This is a genomic window from Priestia sp. SIMBA_032 (assembly GCF_046535215.1).
Lineage (GTDB): Bacteria > Bacillota > Bacilli > Bacillales > Bacillaceae_H > Priestia > Priestia aryabhattai.
In genome coordinates, this window is the sequence record NZ_JAWRXD010000011.1 from 17947 (window position 1) to 38220 (window position 20274).

Consider the following 20274-nt stretch of genomic DNA (forward strand, 5'->3'; position numbering starts at 1 on the left):
TTTCTTTCTTTTATTTAGAGGAAACTTTTTTACGAGTTAAATCATGATGCAACGAAGTATCAGGAATTTCCGGATTGGGAACCTGTCCTTTTGCTACAGGGTCTTTGATATATACATATTCACCGCTCCCGTCTGGGGCACTTCCAGTAGCCCACGGTCCCTCTTCTGATTCAGCGCCTTCTGAGAGGTTCCAAAACTCATAAGCTTCTGGCTGTGATTCTTTTTCAGCCTCGGGAGGGAAAGATGCAGGAACAACTACTCCATTTTTTTCTTCTAGTTCGTTTATAGCTTCCATCCACTGATACTGGTGATAGCGATCACGCGCTAGCATTTTGCGGAATGTCGCGCGTACACCTTCATCTTTTGTCATATGGTATAACCTAGCTACTTGAAGTCTGCCTTGACTTTCTGCATGCAAGTTCGAACGCATGTCTGCTAATAAATTGCCGCTTGCTACGATATATGAACCGTTCCATGGAATTCCATTTGAATTAGTAGGCAAACCACCAAGCCCGCTCACTAATAAATGCTGAGGATTAATTCCTCCCATGATAGCTGCTGTTGCAGGATCTTTCGCAGCTTCTGCTTGATCTTCTGGAGAGGCTCCATCAAGTAATTGACTAATAAGTGAACAAAGCATTTCTACGTGTCCAATTTCCTCTGTACCTATATCCATCAGCATATCTTTATATTTTTCTTCTCCTCGACAGTTAAATCCTTGAAAGAGGTATTGCATCATTACCGTCATTTCACCGAATTGTCCACCTAGTACTTCTTGAATCTGGCGAGCAAGCATCGGATCCGGGCGATCTACTTTAACTTCAAACTGCAGTTCTTTTTGATGACGAAACATGTTAATTCCTCCTTTAATATACTAAATTCCTTTTAGAGATTTTTTCCTCTTTTTTCCGTTCCCTCTTCCTATTCAATTAATCGCTAAACTTGTATTTTTTTTTATCTAGAACGAAAATGGATAAAAACACCTATTAATAAACTTAATATAATTGAGTAGAAAGACACTTAAAGAGAAGAAAATACCTCCCTTTTCTCTTTAGTATTCATTCAGTTTAAAAGCTCTCTCTGGCTTTTATAGACAAAACTGCTCCCAGACAGAAAAATATTCATTAAAAAAAGAGCTGGTTTAAACCAGCTCTTTTTTCTCTATTACTTCTCTATCCCTGCTTTGATTTCTTTAATCATGCCAGCCATTGACTCAAGACCTCCCCCAGATAAATACCAAAGGCCTGGATCAAGATACACAACGTGATCGTTTTTCACCGCATTGACTTCTTTTACGTACTCATTTTCAACAATTTGTTTAGCGGATGATTTTTCACCAATCGCTGCACCGCGGTCAACGACGAATAAGTAGTCTGGATTTTGCTTAACTAAATATTCGTATGAAATGCTTTGGCCATGCTTAGCCGATGGATCTAAGCTGTCGTCTGCAGCTTTAATACCGAATACGTCGTGGATTAATCCGTATTTAGAACCTGGACCAAACGCTGTCATTTTGCTGTCATTTGCCATCATTACAAGCGCTTTTTTATCTAGTTTGTCCGCTTGTTTTTTCAAATCTGCAATTTGCTTATCAATTGCTGCTAGCTCTTTTTTCGCTTGATCTTCTTTATCAAAAATTTGTCCTAGTACTTTTGTATTTTCTTTAAATGACTTCATATAGTGCTGGTTGTCCGTATCGATATAGATCGTCGGCGCAATTTTTGAAAATTCATCAAATGAATCTGCTTGGCGGCCTTGAATAATAATTAAGTCTGGCTTTAATTCTGCAATTTTTTCGAAATCAGGTTCTTTTAAGCCACCTACATTCGCATACTTATCATCTTGATACTTTGATAAATACTCCGGAATCGCTTGTTTTGGTAAGCCCGCTACTTCAACCCCTAGTTTATCTAGCGTATCAAGTGCACCCATGCTGAATACTACAACTTTTTTAGGGTTTTTCTTAATTTTAATTCCGTCTTTATTGAACTGATCGGTTACTGTTACCGTCTCTTTTTGCTTACTTTCTCCACCTGTTGTTTCTTTTGCTCCTTGATTACCGCAAGCAGCTACAACAATCGCAGTTAAGACTGCTACAAACATTACTAACACTTTTTTCACTTTTGTCACCTCATGAATAAGTTTTATGAAAAATACACGCAAATACGCTGGCCGCCAACCGTTTCGATTGGAATATCCATATCGTATATATCCTTTAATACAGACGTTTGAATGATGGTTTCTGTTGGGCCTTCACGGATCACTTCACCGTTTTTAAGCGCCACGATGTAATCCGAATAAACAGACGCAAAATTAATATCATGAATGACAATCACAATGGTTTTGCCTAAGTCTTCTACGAGACGTTTCAACAGCTTCATAATTTCAACAGAATGCTTCATATCTAAGTTATTGAGCGGTTCATCTAAAAAGATATACTCCGTGTCCTGTGCGATGACCATAGCGATAAAAGCTCGCTGACACTGTCCACCGCTCAGTTCATCCAAGTATTTGTCTTGAATACTTTCAAGCTTCATATAACTTAGCGCCTGATTAACCGCTTGTTCATCGCTTTTTGTTAACCGGCCTTTTGAATAAGGAAACCGGCCAAAATTTACGAGTTCACGTACGCTAAGCCTGATATTCAGCTGATTGGACTGTTTTAAAATACTCATTTTTTTGGCTAAATCTGAGCTGTCAATAGTCTCTATATTTTTTCCTTCTATTGATATTGATCCTGAGTCGGCTTTAATAAGACGGCTCATAATTGAAAGCAGCGTACTTTTCCCCGCTCCGTTTGGGCCGATAAATGACGTAATTTTCCCTTTTGGAATTACGACGGATGTTTTTTCTAAGACGGTTTTTTCTCTGTATGTTTTACTGACATTTGTTACTTCTACCATGATTTATTCTCCTTTAGCAGCAAATAAATAAAGTAAATTCCGCCGGCAAAGTCAATGATGACGCTCAGCGTGGTGCTGAAGGTGAACACTTTTTCAACGATAAATTCTCCTCCGACGAGAGCTATAACACTAAGCAGCAGTGATCCCATCATTAAATAGGTGTGCTTGTACGTTTTGAACAGCTCTCTCGCAAGGTTCACAACAAGCAGTCCAAGAAAGGTGATCGGCCCAACTAACGCTGTAGCCACTGAGACAAAAATGGCGATTACAATCAGCATTTTTTTGACGAGCCCGTCATAATCAATACCTAAATTTACCGCATGTTCTCTTCCCAGCGACAGGACATCAAAAATGGATGTAAAGCGCCATACGTAAATGCCAAGCAAGATAAATATGACGGCTGCTATGTACAGCAAATCGGTATTAACATTGTTAAAGCTTGCAAATGATTTATCTTGTACAATTTGAAATTCATTCGGGTCAATCAGCATTTCCATAAACGAAGACATGCTTTTAAATAACGTGCCGAACACAATTCCAACCAGTAAAATAAAGAAAATATTCTTACCGGCTTTTTTGAACATCAGTATGTAAAGCAAGACCGAAAAGATAATCATCAGCGAAACGCAAAGAAGAAAATTAAGATTTTTGTTCATGATGACAATATTCGTCGAGCCAAAGATGTACACAATAAACGTTTGCAGAAATAAATACAGTGAATCCAGTCCTAGAATACTAGGAGTGAGAATTCGATTATTAGTAATCGTTTGAAAGATAACGGATGAAAACGCGATAGCTCCTCCGGTTAAAACAATCGCAGCGACTTTTTCAATTCTTCGCGGCAGCGTGTACTGCCAGTAGCCTAAATCATAGCTGATAAACAGCGCCACTGATAAAATGGCCAGCGCAGCGAGAATGATGATTTTATGTTTGTTATGCATAACGACCTCTCCTTATCAGCATAAAAAGAAAGATCGCACTTCCTATTACACCGACCATTAGCCCAATAGAGATTTCATAAGGGAAAATAATGACTCTGCCTAAAATATCGCACGCAAGTACGAACACAGCTCCAAGCAGCGCTGTATGAGGCAGACTTTTTCGCAAATGATCTCCACGGTAAATCGATACGATATTTGGAATGATTAATCCTAAAAAAGGAAGCATGCCAACGGTCAAAATCGTAATCGACGTAATAAGCGAAACAATGACTAATCCAATGTTTACGATTTGTTTGTATTTCACGCCTAAATTGATTGAAAAGCTTTCTCCCATACCAGCAACCGTGAACTTATCTGCGTAAAGATAAGCAATTATTAAGAGTGGTATACTCAGGTATAAAAGTTCATATCTCCCTTTGACTACTAGCGAAAAGTCTCCTTGCAGCCATGAAGAAAGGTTTTGAATCAAATCGTATTTGTAGGCGATGAAGGTAGCCAAGGAACTTACGATACTGCCGAGCATTAAACCGACTAGTGGAATATAAATCGTATCGTTAAATTTAATTCTGTCTAGTATTCTCATAAACAGTAGATTGCCCGCGAGTGAGAAAATGAAAGCAATGCTCATTTTTAATAGAGGACTTGCTGAAGCAAATACTAGCAGAGAAATCAACACACCAAGTCTTGCCCAGTCCATCGTTCCTGCGGTTGTTGGAGATACAAACTTATTTCGCGTAATTTGCTGCATAATTAATCCGCAAATACTAAGGCTCATTCCCGCCATAATAATACTCAAAAGCCTAGGGAAACGACTAAAAAACAGCGTTTGGCTTTCTTCTTTTGTTAAATGAAACAGATCCATCGCTGACAGATCTTGTACGCCTACAAAAAGAGACAAGACCGATAGTACAGCAAACACAAGAATTAACTGATAAAACTTCAACTTTCCTTACTCCTTTCTTCTCTCTATAAGTCTAGTTATCTCCTCCTCTATATCATGTGTAAATGATTATCATTATCAATTGACTCCCTTTATCATACCATTATTCTCTAAATAATCAATGGTTTTCTTAAAATTTAAGCAAAAAAATGCCTTAACAGATCCATCTGTTAAGGCATTTTAAAGTCAATTAGACTTAAAAATAGCCATTTCTTTCTTCATACATAAGAGGTTGAAACATACCTAACTCGCCCTCATTTAAAGACGAATAATAGGAATAAATGATCTGGACTGTTTGTTTCACCGCTGTTGATTTCCGTTCAAGGCTTCGCTTTCCGCGGACGGCCGATGAGCCTCCTCGTAGCATGCGCTTCCTGCGGGGTCTCATTTGTTCCGCTTTTCCTGCAGGAGTCTTCTCCTTGCCCTCCAATCAACAGCTAGAAGTACCTCTACATATACGAAACCTACGTTCACCATAACAAAAAAATCCAAACTATCAATATTAATAGTTTGGATTTTACTTTAACCAAGATACTTTTGTAGCAGACTCTTTGTATCAACATTACATATATATAAAATATATGTTTATATTTGAAAGAAATCTACTTATTTTGCAAATACATGGTTTCCGATAACTGCCGTTACTTGCTGCGTTGCAACCCATTGGCTTTCAGCGATTTTTGGATTATAGAAAAACAGCGCATCGTTTTCATGCGGGTTTGATATTGCTTCGCTTACCGCTCGTTTTGATTCTTCTGATGCAGGCTGATTAATTGCTCCGTTTGCTACTGGTGAAAATTGATATACACCGTTTCCTAGCTGCTGATAAATAACGTCGTGAATGTTATTTGGGAATTCCGGTGAAGCCACACGGTTTAATACCACAATTGCTACCGCTACTTTTCCTTGATACGGCTCACCTTTTGCTTCTGCCTCTACTAATCTAGCTAGTAAATCTTGATCTTGTGCAGAAACCGATGTAGACGGAGCAGTTTGTGCCGGCGCCGGTGCTTCTCCTTGAAGTTTTAATGTTTGTCCGATGGTAATGATATCACTTTGTAAACCGTTAACAGCTTTTAACTGATCCACAGTCATGCCGTTTTGTGTTGCAATATGATATAACGTTTCGCCTTGTGCTACTGTATGTACAGATGTTGCCGGACTAGCGGCAGGTTGTGCTTGTCCCTGGTCAGGAATCGTTAATGTTTCTCCAACGTAAATCATGTCGTTTTGGCGGTTATTAGCACCTTTCAGCTCATCTACCGTAACCCCATTTTGTTGGCCAAGCCCCCACAAGGTATCTCCTTTTACGACTTTGTGCGAAGCTGCTGCTGATGCTGTTCCTTGACTTGCTAGAAATGCTACAGACGCTGCAGAAGCAACTGCCCATTTTTTTACACGTTTTTTACTCACAAAAACTACCTCCTAAAATTTAAACCTGTTATTACCTTAGCACATAGATTCGCCTTTTCATTAAAAAAAACAGTAACATTTGTTCTAATTGGATTAAGTTTCTTACAGTGCCATTCATTATGTTACAACTTTTACATGACCCTTAAAGAATATGTAGAAATATGACGATTTCATTGCGAAACGAGCTTTTTATCTGTTTACTTACATTCCTCTTTCTGTAAAAAACTTGATTTTATTATGATTAATCGCAGAGATAAAAAGGAAAACAGCAGTCAAATAGAGAAATAGTGTAACTATTGAGGAATGATTCAGCGCTTCTTTGTCAATTTACGTTTGTTTATTAATAAAGGAGGTCCATTTGGATGTGTGCAAATAAAATGTATGTAACGTATAATACGGAAAAACCGGCTATTACGATTCAAGGAGCTTTTTATCATACGGGAGGAACGCAGGAAGAGTTTTTGCGGGAGTTCAAGTACTGGCTTGAATCTCACGGCTGGTCATTTATGGGCGTAACAAATGAAACGACGATGACAACGGCGAACAAAGAGTTAAAAGAAACGATGGAACAGCATAAAATAGAAGGCAAAAAAGTTCAAAGACTAGAAGATTTATAACGATTGCCTCTATGACCCTTCACACATGTCCAAATGCCACTACGTAAAAAAGCCTTTAGATGAGCTAAAGGCTTTTTTACATTAACGAGAAAGTGCGACCACCTTCTGATTTTCTACTCTCTCTTCAACAGGCTTTCTCATTTCTTTTTCCGTCCATACGCCAATGCGTTTTTGTCTTTTCCCAAGAGGTTGTTTTTCACATGCATAGCAAATTTCTGAAATATCATCAAAATGAGCTAACGACATCTTTATCCCTCCTTTTCTAAATATACACAGGCAAGTTAGTATGTTTCTTCCCTTATTTTCCAAAGCTAAACTGGTTCCTCTTATATTTAAACAATTTATAAACAAACGGAATAAATAATTTCTACTTCATTATCATTTAGATTGTTTTATTTAGATTTAGACGGGTAAACAAAAACTATCCCACCTCACACCCTGAAGTTTGAAACTGTCACGTAAAAAAGCTGCTTTCTATACATGTAATGTATAGAAAGCAGCTTTTTTATGTTTTTTTCTTTTACTAGCTGTAAAACCTAAGAATTCTGATTCTCTCAGAAAACGAGCGACTCTATTTTTATTGATGCTCTCCTATTCCAAATACTTCTGCCACATGATTTTCTAATTTATGTTTGTAGTGATCAACGTTTGGATGTTTGACTACATCGTGAATAGAGTATGTTGGAAGTGGACTCATACCGACGTACTGATTCATTTTATGCAAATGCATAATGGCTTCGTCTAAACTTTTTCCTTCATAGAAAGCTTCGTTATTGTCGAAAATAGCTTCCGGCGCATTCCACGTGAGAGAAAACATGTATTTTTTTCCTGTTAATAAGCCGCCTCGCCCGTATTGATTTGAACCTTTAAAGAAAATGTTATCTATATACACGCGATCAATATATTGCTTAAACTTTCCGGGAATGCTGAACCAGTAAATGGGCGTCTGCATAATCACAACATCAGCCCATAGCCACTTTTCAATTTCTTCTTCTACTTCGTAGCCTTTATCAACCACCGTTGTTTTAATGTCAAATTGATCAGTGAGTAAATGCTGCATTTCGTTAAAAATCGTCTGATTTAATTCTCCTTTTGACTTTTTATAATACTCGTGGCCATTAATAATTAATACGTTTTTCATGCTGACCTGCTCCTTTCCAAAATCCTTACTTCTTTATCTTCATATATTTGTATACCCATAAAAACTGCTTATCTATCAGTATCTACTCTTACTTTGAAGTAATATAGGTACCTAGAAGTCCCTTTTTAAACGCCCTTATGATTTCCTAAACAAAGAAAAAAACAAGGTCTAATTTACTAATTCCTTAGAAGATGTTTAACTTGTATAAAGCAAATCGTTTTTTAAAAATCAGTTCTTTTCACCCAACAAAAAAAAGACTGACGAATTAAATTCCGCCAGCCTTTTTCCCTTTTTTTATTTCGGTTCGCCTACTTCATTTAACGGATAGTAGCGAAACTGCACTTTTCCGATAACTGATTTTTGTGAAATGAAGCCAAATGCTCGTCCATCATGACTTACAGGACGGTTGTCACCCATTACAAACAGTGAATTTTTCGGCACCTTCACTTTGCCATCAGTTGCAGGCAGCGTTTGAAGCGTAAAATCTTCCGTGAATTTTTCATTAGGTGCAAGAGATTTTTTAGATTCTTTTAAATACGGCTCTTTATAAGATTTTCCATTAATATACAGAACGTCGTTTTTCATTTCTATCGTATCTCCTGGCAGTCCAATTACACGTTTAATATAATTTTCATCTGCATCCGGTGCATGAAATACAATCATATCAAAGCGATCAACATCACTGATTTTATTTAAAATAACGCGGTTTGAATCTTCAAACGTTGGATACATCGATTCACCGTGAACCGTAGTTGGCGCAAATAAAAAATGACGAACTCCCACTACAATAACCAATGCAATAACAATGGACTTAATCCATGAAAACACTTCTTTTTTTACGTTATTTTTGCTCATTTCAAAACATCCCTTACGTCAAAATATACTTTCATCATAGCATCAAATAGAGGGAAAGTATAATAATAACCCAATAATCTTATTTATTGATCACCATTTGTCACTGTCCCTTGATGGAAAAACAAGCGCCACTTTTCTTCTCTTTTTCGCCAAATAGAACTGCGAAGAGTCTTTTTTTCTGCCGTATGGTTCATAAGATGATAAGTAGTTAATACGCAGTCAGGAGACAATACGTCTACATGAAAATGAGAGATTTCAAATACATCTGGCGAAAGTACATGATTGTTATTGTAATCTTTTCGTTTCCATACCCTGCCTGAACTGCCAAACTCCACGTAATCATCTGCCAAAATATTTGAAAGCTCTTTAGCAGAGGTTCGTACTTCTGATTTTAAGTGCATGCATTCTAATTCATAAAATATTTGGGTGATATTCGCTTTTTCCACTTTCACAGTCTCCTCTCATTCTTTCTTACATTCATTATAAAGGAATACTGCCGTTTTCACTTAAGACTTGTTGCATCATTTCAAACATAGAAACCCCTCCTATTTTTGAATTTTTTCCCATAAGAGTTTCACTTCATATTAAAACAAAGTATCGCACACAGTGCTTTTGCACCTCCTCCTTCTTCAAAAGCAGCTCAAAAGCAGATTGTACCTATTTAGCGATTTCTATCTGTCTAGTAAAAATTTTTCGCAGGAGCTTTCCTTTTCATCTCAGAACCTATTGACTATTATTTTCATTTCATACAAAATTAACAATTGTGCATGGTTTACATGTGAATAAGAGCAAAAAGATACTGTTTTGCAACATTAAAGGAGGAACAACATGAACATCGTTACGATTAAAAGAGAAGCTAAAGCTTCTTTAAAGAATCGCTGGGGACTTGCGATTCTACTGACCGTGGTGACGTACGGAGTATATACGCTTCTGCCTATTCCATTTGAAATTGTGGCAAGCGGCGGCTATGACAATTGGATGAAAGATGAATCTGATTCGGCGTCATGGATTTCAACTGCTTTTGCCATTGTCTTTTCACCTCTTCTTATGGCGAACTACTGGGCATTTTTAGGTTTAGCACGAGGTGAATCTGTTCAATTGGGGCACTTGTTTAAAACATTCCAAGACTTCGGTCTTTATGTAAAGTCATTAGGGATTTATGTACTTATGACTCTTTATGTGATGCTGTGGTCACTGCTTTTACTGATTCCTGGAATTATCAAAGCACTGGCATATTCACAAACGTACTATATTTGTAAAGACAATCCTACTTACTCGATGAATCAAGCGATTACAGAAAGCCGCAGGTTGATGAATGGTTATAAAGGACAGTACTTCCTGCTGCTACTAAGCTTTCTTGGCTGGTTTTTATTAAGTATTATTACACTAGGAATCGGCTTTTTATGGTCTATTCCATACCTTTCTGCTTCACTTGCCCGTTTTTATGAAAATTTGTTAAATGAACGCTCATCGCATGCTGAATAATAAAAAAATCCTCTTCCACGTGAAGGGGATTTTTTTACAAGAACACTGTTTGCATAAGTGAAGCTCTGATGTCATAAAGCTTACTAAGAGTCTAGAAGAAAGGCAGGAGCTTATATGTATACTACAAATGAAATTTGTCAGCATTTTGGCCAGATTTTAAACGCTAAAAGCAAAGTTAGTCCAACAGGATGCTCAGTGTCTCTTAAAAGAAGCTTTCAAGCTCATGTTCAAGGGCGGAAAAGCAGCTCTGTCGTTCCTGTTGGTGTATCATTTGAAGCAATAGACGCACAGGGAAACGCGTTAAACTTGGCTGAAATTGCTATTTTACAAGAAGAAATCCCCCGTTTTACAGAAGCTGCTGCGCGGCAAGGTCTTATCGTAAGCGCTTTGCATAACCATTGGCTTTTTACAGAACCGGTCCTTATGTATCTTCATATTCAATCTGTAGAGCCTCCTTTACATTTTGCGAAAAAAATGGCTTTTTGTTTTACAATCCTCAAGAGTCTTCCCGTTCCGACAAACGAATAATTTATTAAACGCGTCTCTCAGGTACATTAGAGCGGTGAAAGATGTTTTTTTGTACCTATAGATTATTAATATAGCTAAAAAAACCTCCTTACCTTTTAAGTACTTAACAAAAGGGGAATGTTTATAAAACATTCCCCTTTTGTTATTTTTAACATTTGATCCAGCTTGCGTCCAAATCTCCCCAAGTTTCCGGAAGAGAAGCAGTGCATAAAATATAATCAATGTGCTTTAAAGAATCTATTTTGTAGTTCGCCTTCACTTCTAGCTTGGAATGATCAGCCAATACAATGGTCTGGTTTGCATTAGCGATGAAGATTTTAGACAGCAGGCACTTTTCTAAGTCAAAGCTCGTAATCCCAGCTTCGGGATGAAGGCCGTCAATTGAAATAAAGGCTTTATCTACATAAAATTCTTTTGCAGCCCTTTCTGCTAGGGATCCAGAAGCCCGAAAATGTTTGCTTCTTACATGACCTCCTAGAAAAATAACTTCTCCGCTGAAAACCTGCTTGTTTTGGTAGTCGATTAGCATAGTCACAAGAGGAAAGGAATTTGTAATAACCGTTATATTAGAAATATTGACAAGTGACGAAACCATTTGCATGGTCGTGCTGCCTTCATCTATAAAAATAACGTTGCCTTCTTCTATCAGCTCAGCTGCTTTACTCCCTATTTTTTTCTTTTCTTTGTTTCTTATGACTTCTCGCTCAAACATAGGCGGCTCAACAATTTCTGTTTCTATTTTCACGGCCCCGCCATACACTTTTTTTAACTTTTTTTCTCCTTCTAATTCTTCTAGATAACGGCGAATAGTCTCAGTCGATACATCAAAAGCGTGCGCTAAGTCGTTTACTTTGACTTGCCCTTGATGTTCAATCATATCTAAAATTGTTTTTTTACGTTGTTCTGCCAACAAAGACACATTATTGCACTCCTAACTCTACGAAAAAATTTGCTCATGTAAAGATTATATTTTCTTTTTTCATGCAGACCTTGCTTCTTTAACTCTTGAAAGATAGTATTACGCTAAATTTTATACTGATTCGCGAGAAATTTTACCGGCACCGCCTAAACACGTTCATTGCTGAATCTCCTTCCTCTTCACTGTCGAATGAATCGCTTCTAGCAATCTTTCGATATCTTGTTTATGTACGTCTCCAATGTTTCCAATTCTAAAGGTGTCCACTTGAGAAACTTTTCCTGGATAAATGACAAAACCTTGTTTTTTTAAAGATTGATAAAATCCTTGAAATGTAAAAAAAGAATAGGTAGGGTAAAGAAAGGATGTAATAATAGGTGACTGCTGTTTTGATTGCAGCAGCGTATTAAACCCTAGCCTCCTCATCCCTGTCACTAGCAAGTGCTGATTTTCTCGATATCGCTTAAAGCGACCTTGGACTCCCCCTTCTTCTTCAAGTTCGAGTAGCGCCTGATAAAATGCCCGGACCACATGAGTTGGGGAGGTAAAGCGCCATTTCCCTTTATCTCTTTCCATCGTTTTATATTGATCATAAAGGTCGAGTGAAAGGGAACGGGCATTTCCTTTACATTTTTCAAGCTCATCTGTTTTAGCAATGACAAATCCGAATCCAGGAACGCCTTGAATGCATTTATTCGAACTGCTGATAAGTAAATCAATCTGCAGCTGCTCTATATCCATGGGTATACCGCCAAAACTGCTCATGGCGTCTACAATGGTCATTTTATTATAGCGCTTAGCAATACAACATACTTCTTCAATAGGATTTAAAATTCCTGTTGTCGTTTCACAGTGAACGACAGCTACATGAGTGATGTCTTCGTCTTCTTGAAGCATTCGTTCAATCACATCTGTATCAAAAGACTCAGTTTCATTTACTTTATATACAGTGTTATTAATTCCGATTGCTTCACACATATGAACCATTCTTAAGCCGTAAGCTCCATTTGCTGCTATCAGGATTTTCCCTTCGACTCTCGGTACGAACGTTCCGATGGCTGCTTCTACACAAAACGTGCCGCTTCCCTGCATTAACACAGCAGTGTATAAAGAAGACGCCGTTGCCAGCTTGACTAAACGCTTTCTTATATCTTGGACGAGATTATTATATTCATCATCCCATGTACACCAATCTTTCAGCATCGTTTCGCGAACCGAAGCTGTCGTAGATAATGGACCTGGAGTTAAAAGCAAATATGGATTTTTCATGATAATCCTCCTCTTTATTGTTGTTCCAATTGATTAATCACTTGATCAAGGTCAGATATACGATCCACTACGAAATTTGCCCCGGCTTCTTCTAAACGGCTTCTCACTTCTTCCATTTTTATTTTTAATACTTTTTGATCCATATTCTTTTCCGCTTCTTCAGAAAGTCCCATCTCACTGCTTCCTAAAATCACGCCTACTGTCCACATGCCGGCATTTTTTCCTTCTTGCATATCCGTCACGGTGTCTCCTACTTTTATGATACGATTCATAGGAAAGACATCTAACTCCATGGCATTACGGTAACACATCCATGGATACGGCCGGCCTGCTTTTACATCATCTGCTGTGAAGTAACAGTCCGGTGAATATCCTTTTTCTTTTGCTTTTGGCGCAACAATCTCCATCATTTTTTTCGTATATCCCGTCGTAGAACCTATTTTAATATTTCTATTTCGCAAACGCTCTGAAAGCTCAACAGCTCCAGGAATAGGCGTGGTGAAGTCTTCTAATATACAAAATAAGCTTGATTCAAATTCATCATTCAGTTTTGCAACATCTTGTTCTGTTGACTTTGATCCGTGTGCCTTTTTCCATTCCCGTTGAATACGCGGCATCTTAAGAAGCGCTCGGATATGTTCAATTTTCAGCATGCCCATTGGCTCTCTAGCTTCTTCAATTGTAATTTCTACCTTATGTCTTTTAAATACCTCTAAAAACGCCTCAAGCGGAGCAAAACACCCGTAATCAATCATTGTTCCAGCCCAGTCGAATACTACAGCTTCAATTTTTTTCATTTTTCCTCTTTCCTTTCGTTATTTAATTTGCCATTTACAATGTTTTTGATAAATAGTTTTCTCATTCGTAGAGAATTCCTACGATGGACGAAAGCGGTAAAAATAATGAGTGCACTTATATCTGAGGCTGTTTTTTTACACTTAACAAAATGAAAGTGCTTTAGATGTTGATTATTGTTGTTTTTAATTGTTTTTATAACTATTACATATTATAACATGTTAAAACAACAAAAAACCACAATAATAAACAACTATAAAAGTGATGTAAATTCCTTTAAGATTTATTTGGAGATTTGTTCTATGTAGTTTTGAGAAGCTGCATAAAAACAAAACCCAGCATTTTCTTATAAGTGCTGGGTTTCTGCTTTATCTATTTTCGCGTATATCTTTTTCAATTTTCCGCAATGCTTTTTTTGATCCTCGCTGCAGATCATGCTGCTCTTTTCGGTCTTTATAGCTAATAAATAACGAATCGAGGTCATAGCCTTCGGGATATAATTCAGCAGCTTTGATTTCAAGAGCTACTCGCTTAACGTTTACTTCAATTAACTCATTCTGATAGAGTACGACTATATTGTTTGTGTTGTCTTTAGACTTATACACAATCGCATGTTTCTCATAATCTAACAGTTTGACTCGATCTCCTATTTGGTATTCAACACGGTCTTTTTTCTTTTCCTTCAAAATAGTTGGTTTTTTTATTTTATTTTCTCTGACGACTTCAGTATCATACGATTTGCTTTCCATATAGAACTTTGCTTTTTGTAAAATCTCTTCTTCTACCTTCATCTTCTTTGAGATCCAAAGCGCATTGCTTTCTCCAGATGTGCCAATTAACAGCTGATACAGCGGTTCTAATGTTTTACTGTTGAACTGCATCGCGGCATTCATAAAGTCAGGATGAATTTCTGAGAAACGCTTAATTTCTCCGTAATGCGTAGTCGCGACCGTTATGCAGCCCATATGATAAAACTTTTCTAAGATTGCAATCGCAAGTGCAGCTCCTTCATTCGGTTCGGTGCCGCTGCCAATTTCATCGAATAGGAGCAGCGTATTGTTCGTTGCTTTTTGCAAAATAGCCGATATATTTTTCATGTGTGAGGAAAAGGTGCTCAGCGCATTTTCAATACTTTGGTTGTCGCCGATATCGACAAAAATATGCTCAAACAATGCAATTTCTGTTCCTTCATCAGCTGTAATATGAAATCCTAACATTGTAGCGAGTGTCAGTAGCCCAATCGTTTTTAAGACAACGGTTTTTCCTCCTGCGTTAGGTCCTGTAATAATTAAGCTCCGATAATTCTCGCCAATTTCGAAGTGAAGCGGAACAATTTCACCAGTTAACAGCGGGTGATATGCGCCTTTTAAATGAATATATCCATAATCATTAATTTTAGGTTCGATTCCTTCTGCCTGTTTACTGTATTTTGCTTTGGCAAACACCATGTCGTATTGGCTAATTAGTTCTAAATTAATATGAATATCAGCTAGTTTCTCTAACACTAAACCTGTTAAAGACGCTAAAACTTGATATTCTTCTACCTCTTCTTCTGCTTTCAAAATCGCTAGTTCTGCATTCAGCTTTGTAATAGATGCCGGCTCTATGAACACTGTTGACCCTTTAGAGGATGTTTCAACAATTGTTCCTCCAACGTGATTTTTATAGGAGGCCTTAATCGGAATCGTATAGCGGTCTCCTTTTTTACTGATGAAGAAGTCTTGAATATACTCTTTGTTTTTACCGTTTCGTAAAAATTTCGCAAGCTGTTCTGAAATCTTAGCTTCCGTTCCTTCTATATGTCTTCTGATACGCTTAAGCTCTTTGCTTGCCGCAGCATCTACTTTTCCAGCTTTGATGGCAAAATTAATTTCCTCTTCTATATTTGTCAGTTCTTTCATCGAATAAGCATAGGAACTTAAGAGCGAAGCAAAAAATTCTTTATCCACCATATATTGTTTTACTTTTCTGCAGCCTTTTAAAAAATCGGATACGCGCATTAGCTCTTCGGGCTCTAAAATCATGCCTTTTTCAAGCTTTTCGATGACTCTTCCTATACCTGAGACACCTGATAGCGGAAGTGATTTCTCAGCATCTAGAAGTCTTCGTGCTTCCGTTGTTTCTTTAAGTCGGTTTTTTACTGTTTTAAGAGATGTGCTCGGCTGAAGTTTATCCATTAATTGTTTTCCCAGCTCACTTACGCAGTGAGATTTTACGATTTCTTTTAATTCGTGATACTGCAATTTTTCAAATGTCATCGTATTCATGTTTTTTCTCCTCACTATGATTTGTCATCACATATGAAGATACCTATTTATTAGAAGGCAATGAAAAAGGTAAACAAAAAAAGCTGTGGTGATCCCACAGCTTTTTGCGTTCATAAGGTGTCTAAACACATATCACGAAAGAAAGCTCTGTAAAAACAGACGCCTCTTTCGCGACAAATGCTGAACCCTTTATAAAGCATTGCAGGTATCTTCATAGGCAGTGAAATAAATCCATAAGCAAATAAAGGGTACCTTCATTCTCCAAAAAATACCCGTCTTGCTTATTTAATTTATTTCATTCAATTGTTCCTATTTAGATACTACTCCGCTCATAAAAGCACCTCATCTATATTTTAGTTTTCATTGGCTTCTAATTTACACTCTTATCATACTATATGAAAAAGCGTGCGTAAAGGAGACAGTAAAAAAGCTCAAGAGCATAACTTGAGCTTTCATGACAAAAGAAAAAAACGAAGGAGCGCCATCATTCCAACTCCGCTAATAACGGTGATGGATAAGCTTTTTGTTTTCAGCGCAATCAGTAAGGTTGGAATGACTACGACAATGACGGGCCAGTTAATCTTTACGCTGTCATTTGTTTGAATGATAAAGTTTTCTACAACAAGTGCTGTTAAAATACAAATAGGAATATAGGATAGCCATTTTAATACGGGTTCTGGCAGCGCGATGTTACGCACAACTAAAAACGGAACAATACGAGGAACTACGGTAACAAGGGCACACCCTAAAATAATGATAAGTGTTGAAGAGTGGATACTCATTTATCCGTCACCACCCCAATTGTCGCTACAATAATCGTTGAAATTAATACAGCCACATGTGAAGGTACCAAAAAAGACAGCACAATCATAATAATCGCCATATAAAGAATCAAACGTAAATAATGATTAAGCTTTGAAGGTAACACGCTTTCAATTTGTAAAACAAGCAGAGCTAAAAACATAGCCGTTAAGGCAAAATCAAACCCAAAGGCTTCCGGGTCAGGTAGCAAATGGCCCAAAATAGCGCCTATCGTACAGGCGATAATCCAGCTGACGTAAGCTGTTATATTTAATCCGTTCATCCAGCGGTCATTAATTGGCTCCCCTTTTGCAATTTTACTTGAAGACACTCCAAATGATTCATCCGTCAGAAGTGCTCCAATTCCAACGTTTTTTAATAACGAATATTTTGTAAATTTAGGTGCGACCGTAGCACTCAAAAGAAAATGTCGTAAGTTAACGATGAATGTTGTGAGAATAATAGCTGAAATCGAACTGTTTGCAACCATGAGTGCACAAATAATAAACTGTGCTGCCCCGGCATACACGAGCGCTGATAATAAAGTAACTTCCATAACGGAAAGATGCGAGGACACTCCGACAATCCCGGCGGCAAGACCTATGCTTATGTAACCGAGTAGCGTAGGAACACAGTCCTTAGCCCCTTGTCTGAACGTTAAATCCACTTTTTCTCTTTGTTGTACTGCTTTTTCTGCAATCACCGTACTCCCTCCTTTTCTGCTATATTATACATCTATACGTTATATTAAACAACGGTATGTTATACTATCTTTATAATAATTAAAGGAGTACAACAATGGACGCGATTCAAGATATTATTGCTAAAAATCTTGTTAAATTACGAAAAAATCGAAATTTGACGCTTGATCAAGTTTCCGAATTAACGGGTGTGAGCAAAGCAATGCTTGCACAAATTGAAAAAGGTAAATCCAGTCCCACGGTTACCACGCTTTGGAAGATCGCTAACGGCCTTCAAGTCTCTTTTTCCGTATTTATGAAAGAAGACACTCCGGATGTCCAGAAAGTGAGTATAAAACAGCTAAATCCCATCACGGACAACAAAGGTGATTACTTAGTGTATTCTTTTTTTCCTTATCATCCGGAGAAAAAGTTTGAAATTTACATTGTTACATTAAAGCCCGGATGCGTGCACGAAGCGAAAACTCACTTAGGAGATGAATACTTACTTATTAAAGAAGGAGAATTAACGGTTCGTTTTGAAAATGAAGAACATGAATTAGTCTCAGGAGACGCTCTGCATTTTTCAGGAAATACCTCTCACAGCTATATCAATTCATCTGAAGAAGAAGCAAGCTTTTTTTTGCTTATGCACTACCCCGAATCATAAAAAAAAGAGCGTACGGATCATCCGTACGCTCTTTTTTATTAAGCTGCGTGGGCTTGTTCTTTTTTCATTTTTTTGTTTTTCATGTACCCGATGCCTACAACTGCAATAGTTAAGATAACTTGAACAGCGAGATGTAAAGCTGTGCTTGGAACAAATCCGCCGATAATTTTATCTTCAACAATCATTTTTCCAGCAGACCATGCAAGCATCGCCGCTCCAGCGTAAATGATAATCGGAAATTTTTCCATTGCTTTCATAATAAAGCTGCTTCCCCAAATAATAATCGGAATTGAAATTAATACACCAATCATAATCGGGACAAATTCATGAGCTACACCTGCTAGAGCTAATACGTTATCTAATGACATGACCGCATCTGCGATAATGATCGTTTTAACCGCGCTCCATACCGTTGCTCCACCTTGAGGATTGTCGCCGTGATCGTGATTGTCCGCTAATAATTTATATGCAATCCACACTAGCATCAAACCGCCGACCGCTCCGATTAATGGTATTTTCAATAAAGGGACAATAATAGCCGCAAATAATAATCGAAGACCAATCGCGCCGCCTGTTCCAATTAAAATCGCTCTTTTTTGTAAATCTTTTGGTACATTACGAGCCGCCATTGCAATCACAATCGCGTTATCCCCGCTTAAAATTAAATCAAGAAAAATAATTTGCAGCAAACCTTGCACTGATACGCCAATTAGTTCCTCCATAGTTACCTCCACCTTCTCTTTTTATGTAACGTTTCTCCTCTAAATGTCCGAGCCTTTTCCTCCTTTTTTATAATTGAATACAAAAAAGACCCTTACCAAATAAGCGGTAAAGGTCTTGCTAACAACATAATGTCGCCAACAAAGCCGAGAGATAATCTCTGTAATGACGACTTTGCTGTTAAAGCTACTCCCCTTTAGGAGATACGTTCAATTATTTGTTTGTATTTACACCACTTATACTATAGCATCTCCTACATTCTGTCAATCGTTTTTTATGTAAAACGATTATCAACGCTTTCTCTTTCAATCAATTCATAGTTCGAAAGTGTAAGCTTTTCGACTTCTTCGCCGTTAACTAGCTTAATAATTCGCTGTGCCCCCATTTGTCCCGCTTCTTTATAGTAATATTTTACGGTTGTTAAGCTCGGATGAATCACACCTGTAATTTCATAGCCTCCAAAGCCGGTAATAGATACATCTTCAGGAACGCGCAGTCCGTTTAAATAAGCTGCCTTTAACGTACCAAGCGCAATGTTATCGGTCGCACATACAATCATGGACGGGTTAAATTCTTTCATCACTGCCGTAGCTGCTGCGATTGCATCGCTCATGCTAAAGCTTGTTTGATAACAGCGGATCTCGCAATCGCTGTCTTTAAGACCTTGCTTTACACCTTCTTTTCTCTTTACACCTACAGCTATGTCTTTTTCGGTTACGCCTAAAAAAGCGATTTTTTTATGCCCTTTTTCCCCTATGTACCTTCCAATGTCGCATGCAGCCTCGTAATCTTGGTGAATTAAACTGTGGACTTCTTCATGCTGCTGTCCAATTAGCAAAACAGGAATTGAAATTGTGCGGAACGCTTCTAAATGAGCTTTTGTGATTTGAACGGCAAGAAGAATAATACCGGCTACCTTCTGCTTAGCCAGCGTATAGATGTTTTCGATTTCTCTTTCTAAATCTTGATTAGAATTGGAAATAATCATTTGATAGTGGTGGTCTCTAAGTTCTTGGTCAATACCATCTAATGTGCGGGAAGTCGCAAAAGAACCCATGCGCGGAACAATTACACCAATAATATTTGTTTTTTTTGCTTTTAAGCTTTGAGCAAAAGCATTTGGGCTATAGTTTGTTTCTTTAATAATCTCTTCGATTTTTCGTTTCGTCGCATTGCTCACAGACCCTCCGTTAAGGTAGCGGGATACAGTGCTTTTTGCTACTCCTGCAAGTCGAGCGATATCTGCAATAGTTGTCATTCTCTCATCTCCGTATTTTGTTGCTGCTTCTTTCACAGTATACACGAATATCGCGTGTATATTAAGTAACTGCTT

At 37.7% G+C, this 20274-nt stretch carries 23 protein-coding genes; 4 read left to right on the forward strand and 19 right to left on the reverse strand.

Features of this window, described 5'->3' with window-relative positions:
- Nucleotides 1–10: 10 nt before the first annotated feature.
- The 7 genes from SB717_RS23720 to SB717_RS23750 form a co-directional block, all read right to left on the reverse strand.
- Nucleotides 11–853, reverse strand: coding sequence for a manganese catalase (locus SB717_RS23720; protein WP_176584224.1), 843 nt, complete (start codon nucleotides 851–853; stop codon nucleotides 11–13).
- Between the two features lie 311 nt (nucleotides 854–1164).
- On the reverse strand, nucleotides 1165–2121 hold the full coding sequence (locus SB717_RS23725) for a siderophore ABC transporter substrate-binding protein (RefSeq protein ID WP_410904915.1): 957 nt from the start codon (nucleotides 2119–2121) through the stop codon (nucleotides 1165–1167).
- A 23-nt stretch (nucleotides 2122–2144) separates the two neighbouring features.
- Nucleotides 2145–2903, reverse strand: a complete 759-nt coding sequence (locus SB717_RS23730; RefSeq protein WP_410904916.1) for an iron ABC transporter ATP-binding protein — start codon at nucleotides 2901–2903, stop codon at nucleotides 2145–2147.
- Entirely contained in the window at nucleotides 2897–3844 is a 948-nt protein-coding gene (locus SB717_RS23735; protein WP_074680010.1) for an iron chelate uptake ABC transporter family permease subunit, read from the reverse strand. The genes SB717_RS23730 and SB717_RS23735 overlap by 7 nt, the downstream gene beginning before the upstream one ends.
- Nucleotides 3837–4787 (reverse strand): ABC transporter permease, encoded by a 951-nt coding sequence (locus SB717_RS23740; RefSeq protein ID WP_071272956.1) that lies wholly within the window; start codon nucleotides 4785–4787, stop codon nucleotides 3837–3839. The genes SB717_RS23735 and SB717_RS23740 overlap by 8 nt, the downstream gene beginning before the upstream one ends.
- Nucleotides 4788–4980: 193 nt before the next feature.
- A complete protein-coding gene (locus tag SB717_RS23745; RefSeq protein ID WP_410904917.1) occupies nucleotides 4981–5151 on the reverse strand; it encodes a hypothetical protein in 171 nt (56 codons plus the stop codon).
- A gap of 239 nt (nucleotides 5152–5390) precedes the next feature.
- Nucleotides 5391–6197, reverse strand: a complete 807-nt coding sequence (locus SB717_RS23750) for a cell wall hydrolase (protein WP_016764833.1) — start codon at nucleotides 6195–6197, stop codon at nucleotides 5391–5393.
- Nucleotides 6198–6559: 362 nt separating this feature from the next.
- Between SB717_RS23750 and SB717_RS23755 the strand changes: the two genes are divergently transcribed.
- Nucleotides 6560–6814: a hypothetical protein gene (locus tag SB717_RS23755; RefSeq protein WP_013057893.1), complete on the forward strand. Its 255-nt coding sequence runs from the start codon at nucleotides 6560–6562 to the stop codon at nucleotides 6812–6814.
- Nucleotides 6815–6895: 81 nt separating this feature from the next.
- Here SB717_RS23755 and SB717_RS23760 read toward each other — a convergent pair whose 3' ends face one another.
- The 4 genes from SB717_RS23760 to SB717_RS23775 all read right to left on the reverse strand — a co-directional run bounded on the left by SB717_RS23760 (nucleotide 6896) and on the right by SB717_RS23775 (nucleotide 9256).
- Nucleotides 6896–7060 (reverse strand): hypothetical protein, encoded by a 165-nt coding sequence (locus SB717_RS23760; RefSeq protein WP_013057894.1) that lies wholly within the window; start codon nucleotides 7058–7060, stop codon nucleotides 6896–6898.
- A 331-nt stretch (nucleotides 7061–7391) separates the two neighbouring features.
- Nucleotides 7392–7955 carry an NAD(P)H-dependent oxidoreductase gene (locus tag SB717_RS23765; protein ID WP_074680005.1) on the reverse strand — a complete coding sequence of 188 codons (564 nt, stop codon included), beginning with the start codon at nucleotides 7953–7955 and terminating at the stop codon, nucleotides 7392–7394.
- Nucleotides 7956–8249: 294 nt separating this feature from the next.
- The gene (lepB, locus tag SB717_RS23770; RefSeq protein ID WP_074680003.1) at nucleotides 8250–8810 is read right to left on the reverse strand and encodes a signal peptidase I; all 561 of its coding nucleotides are present in this window, start codon (nucleotides 8808–8810) and stop codon (nucleotides 8250–8252) included.
- 83 nt (nucleotides 8811–8893) lie between these two features.
- Complete coding sequence (locus SB717_RS23775) at nucleotides 8894–9256, reverse strand: nuclear transport factor 2 family protein (RefSeq protein WP_410904919.1); 363 nt, start codon at nucleotides 9254–9256, stop codon at nucleotides 8894–8896.
- Nucleotides 9257–9638: 382 nt separating this feature from the next.
- On the opposite strand from SB717_RS23775, the gene SB717_RS23780 reads away from it, so the two are divergent.
- Complete coding sequence (locus tag SB717_RS23780; protein ID WP_410904921.1) at nucleotides 9639–10295, forward strand: DUF975 family protein; 657 nt, start codon at nucleotides 9639–9641, stop codon at nucleotides 10293–10295.
- A 114-nt stretch (nucleotides 10296–10409) separates the two neighbouring features.
- Nucleotides 10410–10823: a DUF1259 domain-containing protein gene (locus tag SB717_RS23785; protein ID WP_410904922.1), complete on the forward strand. Its 414-nt coding sequence runs from the start codon at nucleotides 10410–10412 to the stop codon at nucleotides 10821–10823.
- Nucleotides 10824–10971: 148 nt separating this feature from the next.
- Here the strand turns inward: SB717_RS23785 and SB717_RS23790 are convergent, their stop codons facing one another.
- From SB717_RS23790 to SB717_RS23815, 6 genes are all read right to left on the reverse strand, one after another.
- Nucleotides 10972–11742, reverse strand: coding sequence for a DeoR/GlpR family DNA-binding transcription regulator (locus SB717_RS23790; protein WP_410904923.1), 771 nt, complete (start codon nucleotides 11740–11742; stop codon nucleotides 10972–10974).
- Nucleotides 11743–11898: 156 nt separating this feature from the next.
- Nucleotides 11899–13011 carry a 2-aminoethylphosphonate--pyruvate transaminase gene (phnW, locus tag SB717_RS23795; protein WP_144644492.1) on the reverse strand — a complete coding sequence of 371 codons (1113 nt, stop codon included), beginning with the start codon at nucleotides 13009–13011 and terminating at the stop codon, nucleotides 11899–11901.
- Nucleotides 13012–13022: 11 nt separating this feature from the next.
- The gene (gene phnX, locus SB717_RS23800) at nucleotides 13023–13805 is read right to left on the reverse strand and encodes a phosphonoacetaldehyde hydrolase (RefSeq protein ID WP_074679997.1); all 783 of its coding nucleotides are present in this window, start codon (nucleotides 13803–13805) and stop codon (nucleotides 13023–13025) included.
- Nucleotides 13806–14171: 366 nt separating this feature from the next.
- Nucleotides 14172–16070: an endonuclease MutS2 gene (locus SB717_RS23805; RefSeq protein WP_410904924.1), complete on the reverse strand. Its 1899-nt coding sequence runs from the start codon at nucleotides 16068–16070 to the stop codon at nucleotides 14172–14174.
- A 452-nt stretch (nucleotides 16071–16522) separates the two neighbouring features.
- Nucleotides 16523–16852 carry an AzlD domain-containing protein gene (locus tag SB717_RS23810; RefSeq protein ID WP_074679992.1) on the reverse strand — a complete coding sequence of 110 codons (330 nt, stop codon included), beginning with the start codon at nucleotides 16850–16852 and terminating at the stop codon, nucleotides 16523–16525.
- Nucleotides 16849–17574, reverse strand: a complete 726-nt coding sequence (locus SB717_RS23815) for an AzlC family ABC transporter permease (protein ID WP_098622245.1) — start codon at nucleotides 17572–17574, stop codon at nucleotides 16849–16851. The genes SB717_RS23810 and SB717_RS23815 overlap by 4 nt, the downstream gene beginning before the upstream one ends.
- A gap of 95 nt (nucleotides 17575–17669) precedes the next feature.
- On the opposite strand from SB717_RS23815, the gene SB717_RS23820 reads away from it, so the two are divergent.
- Nucleotides 17670–18221: a helix-turn-helix domain-containing protein gene (locus SB717_RS23820; RefSeq protein ID WP_074679987.1), complete on the forward strand. Its 552-nt coding sequence runs from the start codon at nucleotides 17670–17672 to the stop codon at nucleotides 18219–18221.
- 38 nt (nucleotides 18222–18259) lie between these two features.
- On the opposite strand, the gene SB717_RS23825 is transcribed toward SB717_RS23820, so the two are convergent.
- Nucleotides 18260–18943, reverse strand: coding sequence for a TerC family protein (locus SB717_RS23825; protein ID WP_016764850.1), 684 nt, complete (start codon nucleotides 18941–18943; stop codon nucleotides 18260–18262).
- Between the two features lie 272 nt (nucleotides 18944–19215).
- The gene (locus tag SB717_RS23830; RefSeq protein WP_029714939.1) at nucleotides 19216–20199 is read right to left on the reverse strand and encodes a LacI family DNA-binding transcriptional regulator; all 984 of its coding nucleotides are present in this window, start codon (nucleotides 20197–20199) and stop codon (nucleotides 19216–19218) included.
- Between the last annotated feature and the right edge of the window lie 75 nt (nucleotides 20200–20274).

Coding starts and splice junctions, on each gene's coding strand:
- SB717_RS23730 (WP_410904916.1), bottom strand. CDS start 2,903: ATGGTAGAAGTAACAAATGTCAGTAAAACATACAGAGAAAAAACCGTC.
- SB717_RS23825 (WP_016764850.1), bottom strand. CDS start 18,943: ATGGAGGAACTAATTGGCGTATCAGTGCAAGGTTTGCTGCAAATTATT.
- SB717_RS23720 (WP_176584224.1), bottom strand. CDS start 853: ATGTTTCGTCATCAAAAAGAACTGCAGTTTGAAGTTAAAGTAGATCGC.
- SB717_RS23810 (WP_074679992.1), bottom strand. CDS start 16,852: ATGAGTATCCACTCTTCAACACTTATCATTATTTTAGGGTGTGCCCTT.
- phnX (WP_074679997.1), bottom strand. CDS start 13,805: ATGAAAAAAATTGAAGCTGTAGTATTCGACTGGGCTGGAACAATGATT.
- SB717_RS23745 (WP_410904917.1), bottom strand. CDS start 5,151: ATGCTACGAGGAGGCTCATCGGCCGTCCGCGGAAAGCGAAGCCTTGAA.
- SB717_RS23805 (WP_410904924.1), bottom strand. CDS start 16,070: ATGAATACGATGACATTTGAAAAATTGCAGTATCACGAATTAAAAGAA.
- SB717_RS23765 (WP_074680005.1), bottom strand. CDS start 7,955: ATGAAAAACGTATTAATTATTAATGGCCACGAGTATTATAAAAAGTCA.
- SB717_RS23780 (WP_410904921.1), top strand. CDS start 9,639: ATGAACATCGTTACGATTAAAAGAGAAGCTAAAGCTTCTTTAAAGAAT.
- SB717_RS23755 (WP_013057893.1), top strand. CDS start 6,560: ATGTGTGCAAATAAAATGTATGTAACGTATAATACGGAAAAACCGGCT.
- SB717_RS23760 (WP_013057894.1), bottom strand. CDS start 7,060: ATGTCGTTAGCTCATTTTGATGATATTTCAGAAATTTGCTATGCATGT.
- SB717_RS23820 (WP_074679987.1), top strand. CDS start 17,670: ATGGACGCGATTCAAGATATTATTGCTAAAAATCTTGTTAAATTACGA.
- SB717_RS23830 (WP_029714939.1), bottom strand. CDS start 20,199: ATGACAACTATTGCAGATATCGCTCGACTTGCAGGAGTAGCAAAAAGC.
- SB717_RS23785 (WP_410904922.1), top strand. CDS start 10,410: ATGTATACTACAAATGAAATTTGTCAGCATTTTGGCCAGATTTTAAAC.
- lepB (WP_074680003.1), bottom strand. CDS start 8,810: ATGAGCAAAAATAACGTAAAAAAAGAAGTGTTTTCATGGATTAAGTCC.
- SB717_RS23735 (WP_074680010.1), bottom strand. CDS start 3,844: ATGCATAACAAACATAAAATCATCATTCTCGCTGCGCTGGCCATTTTA.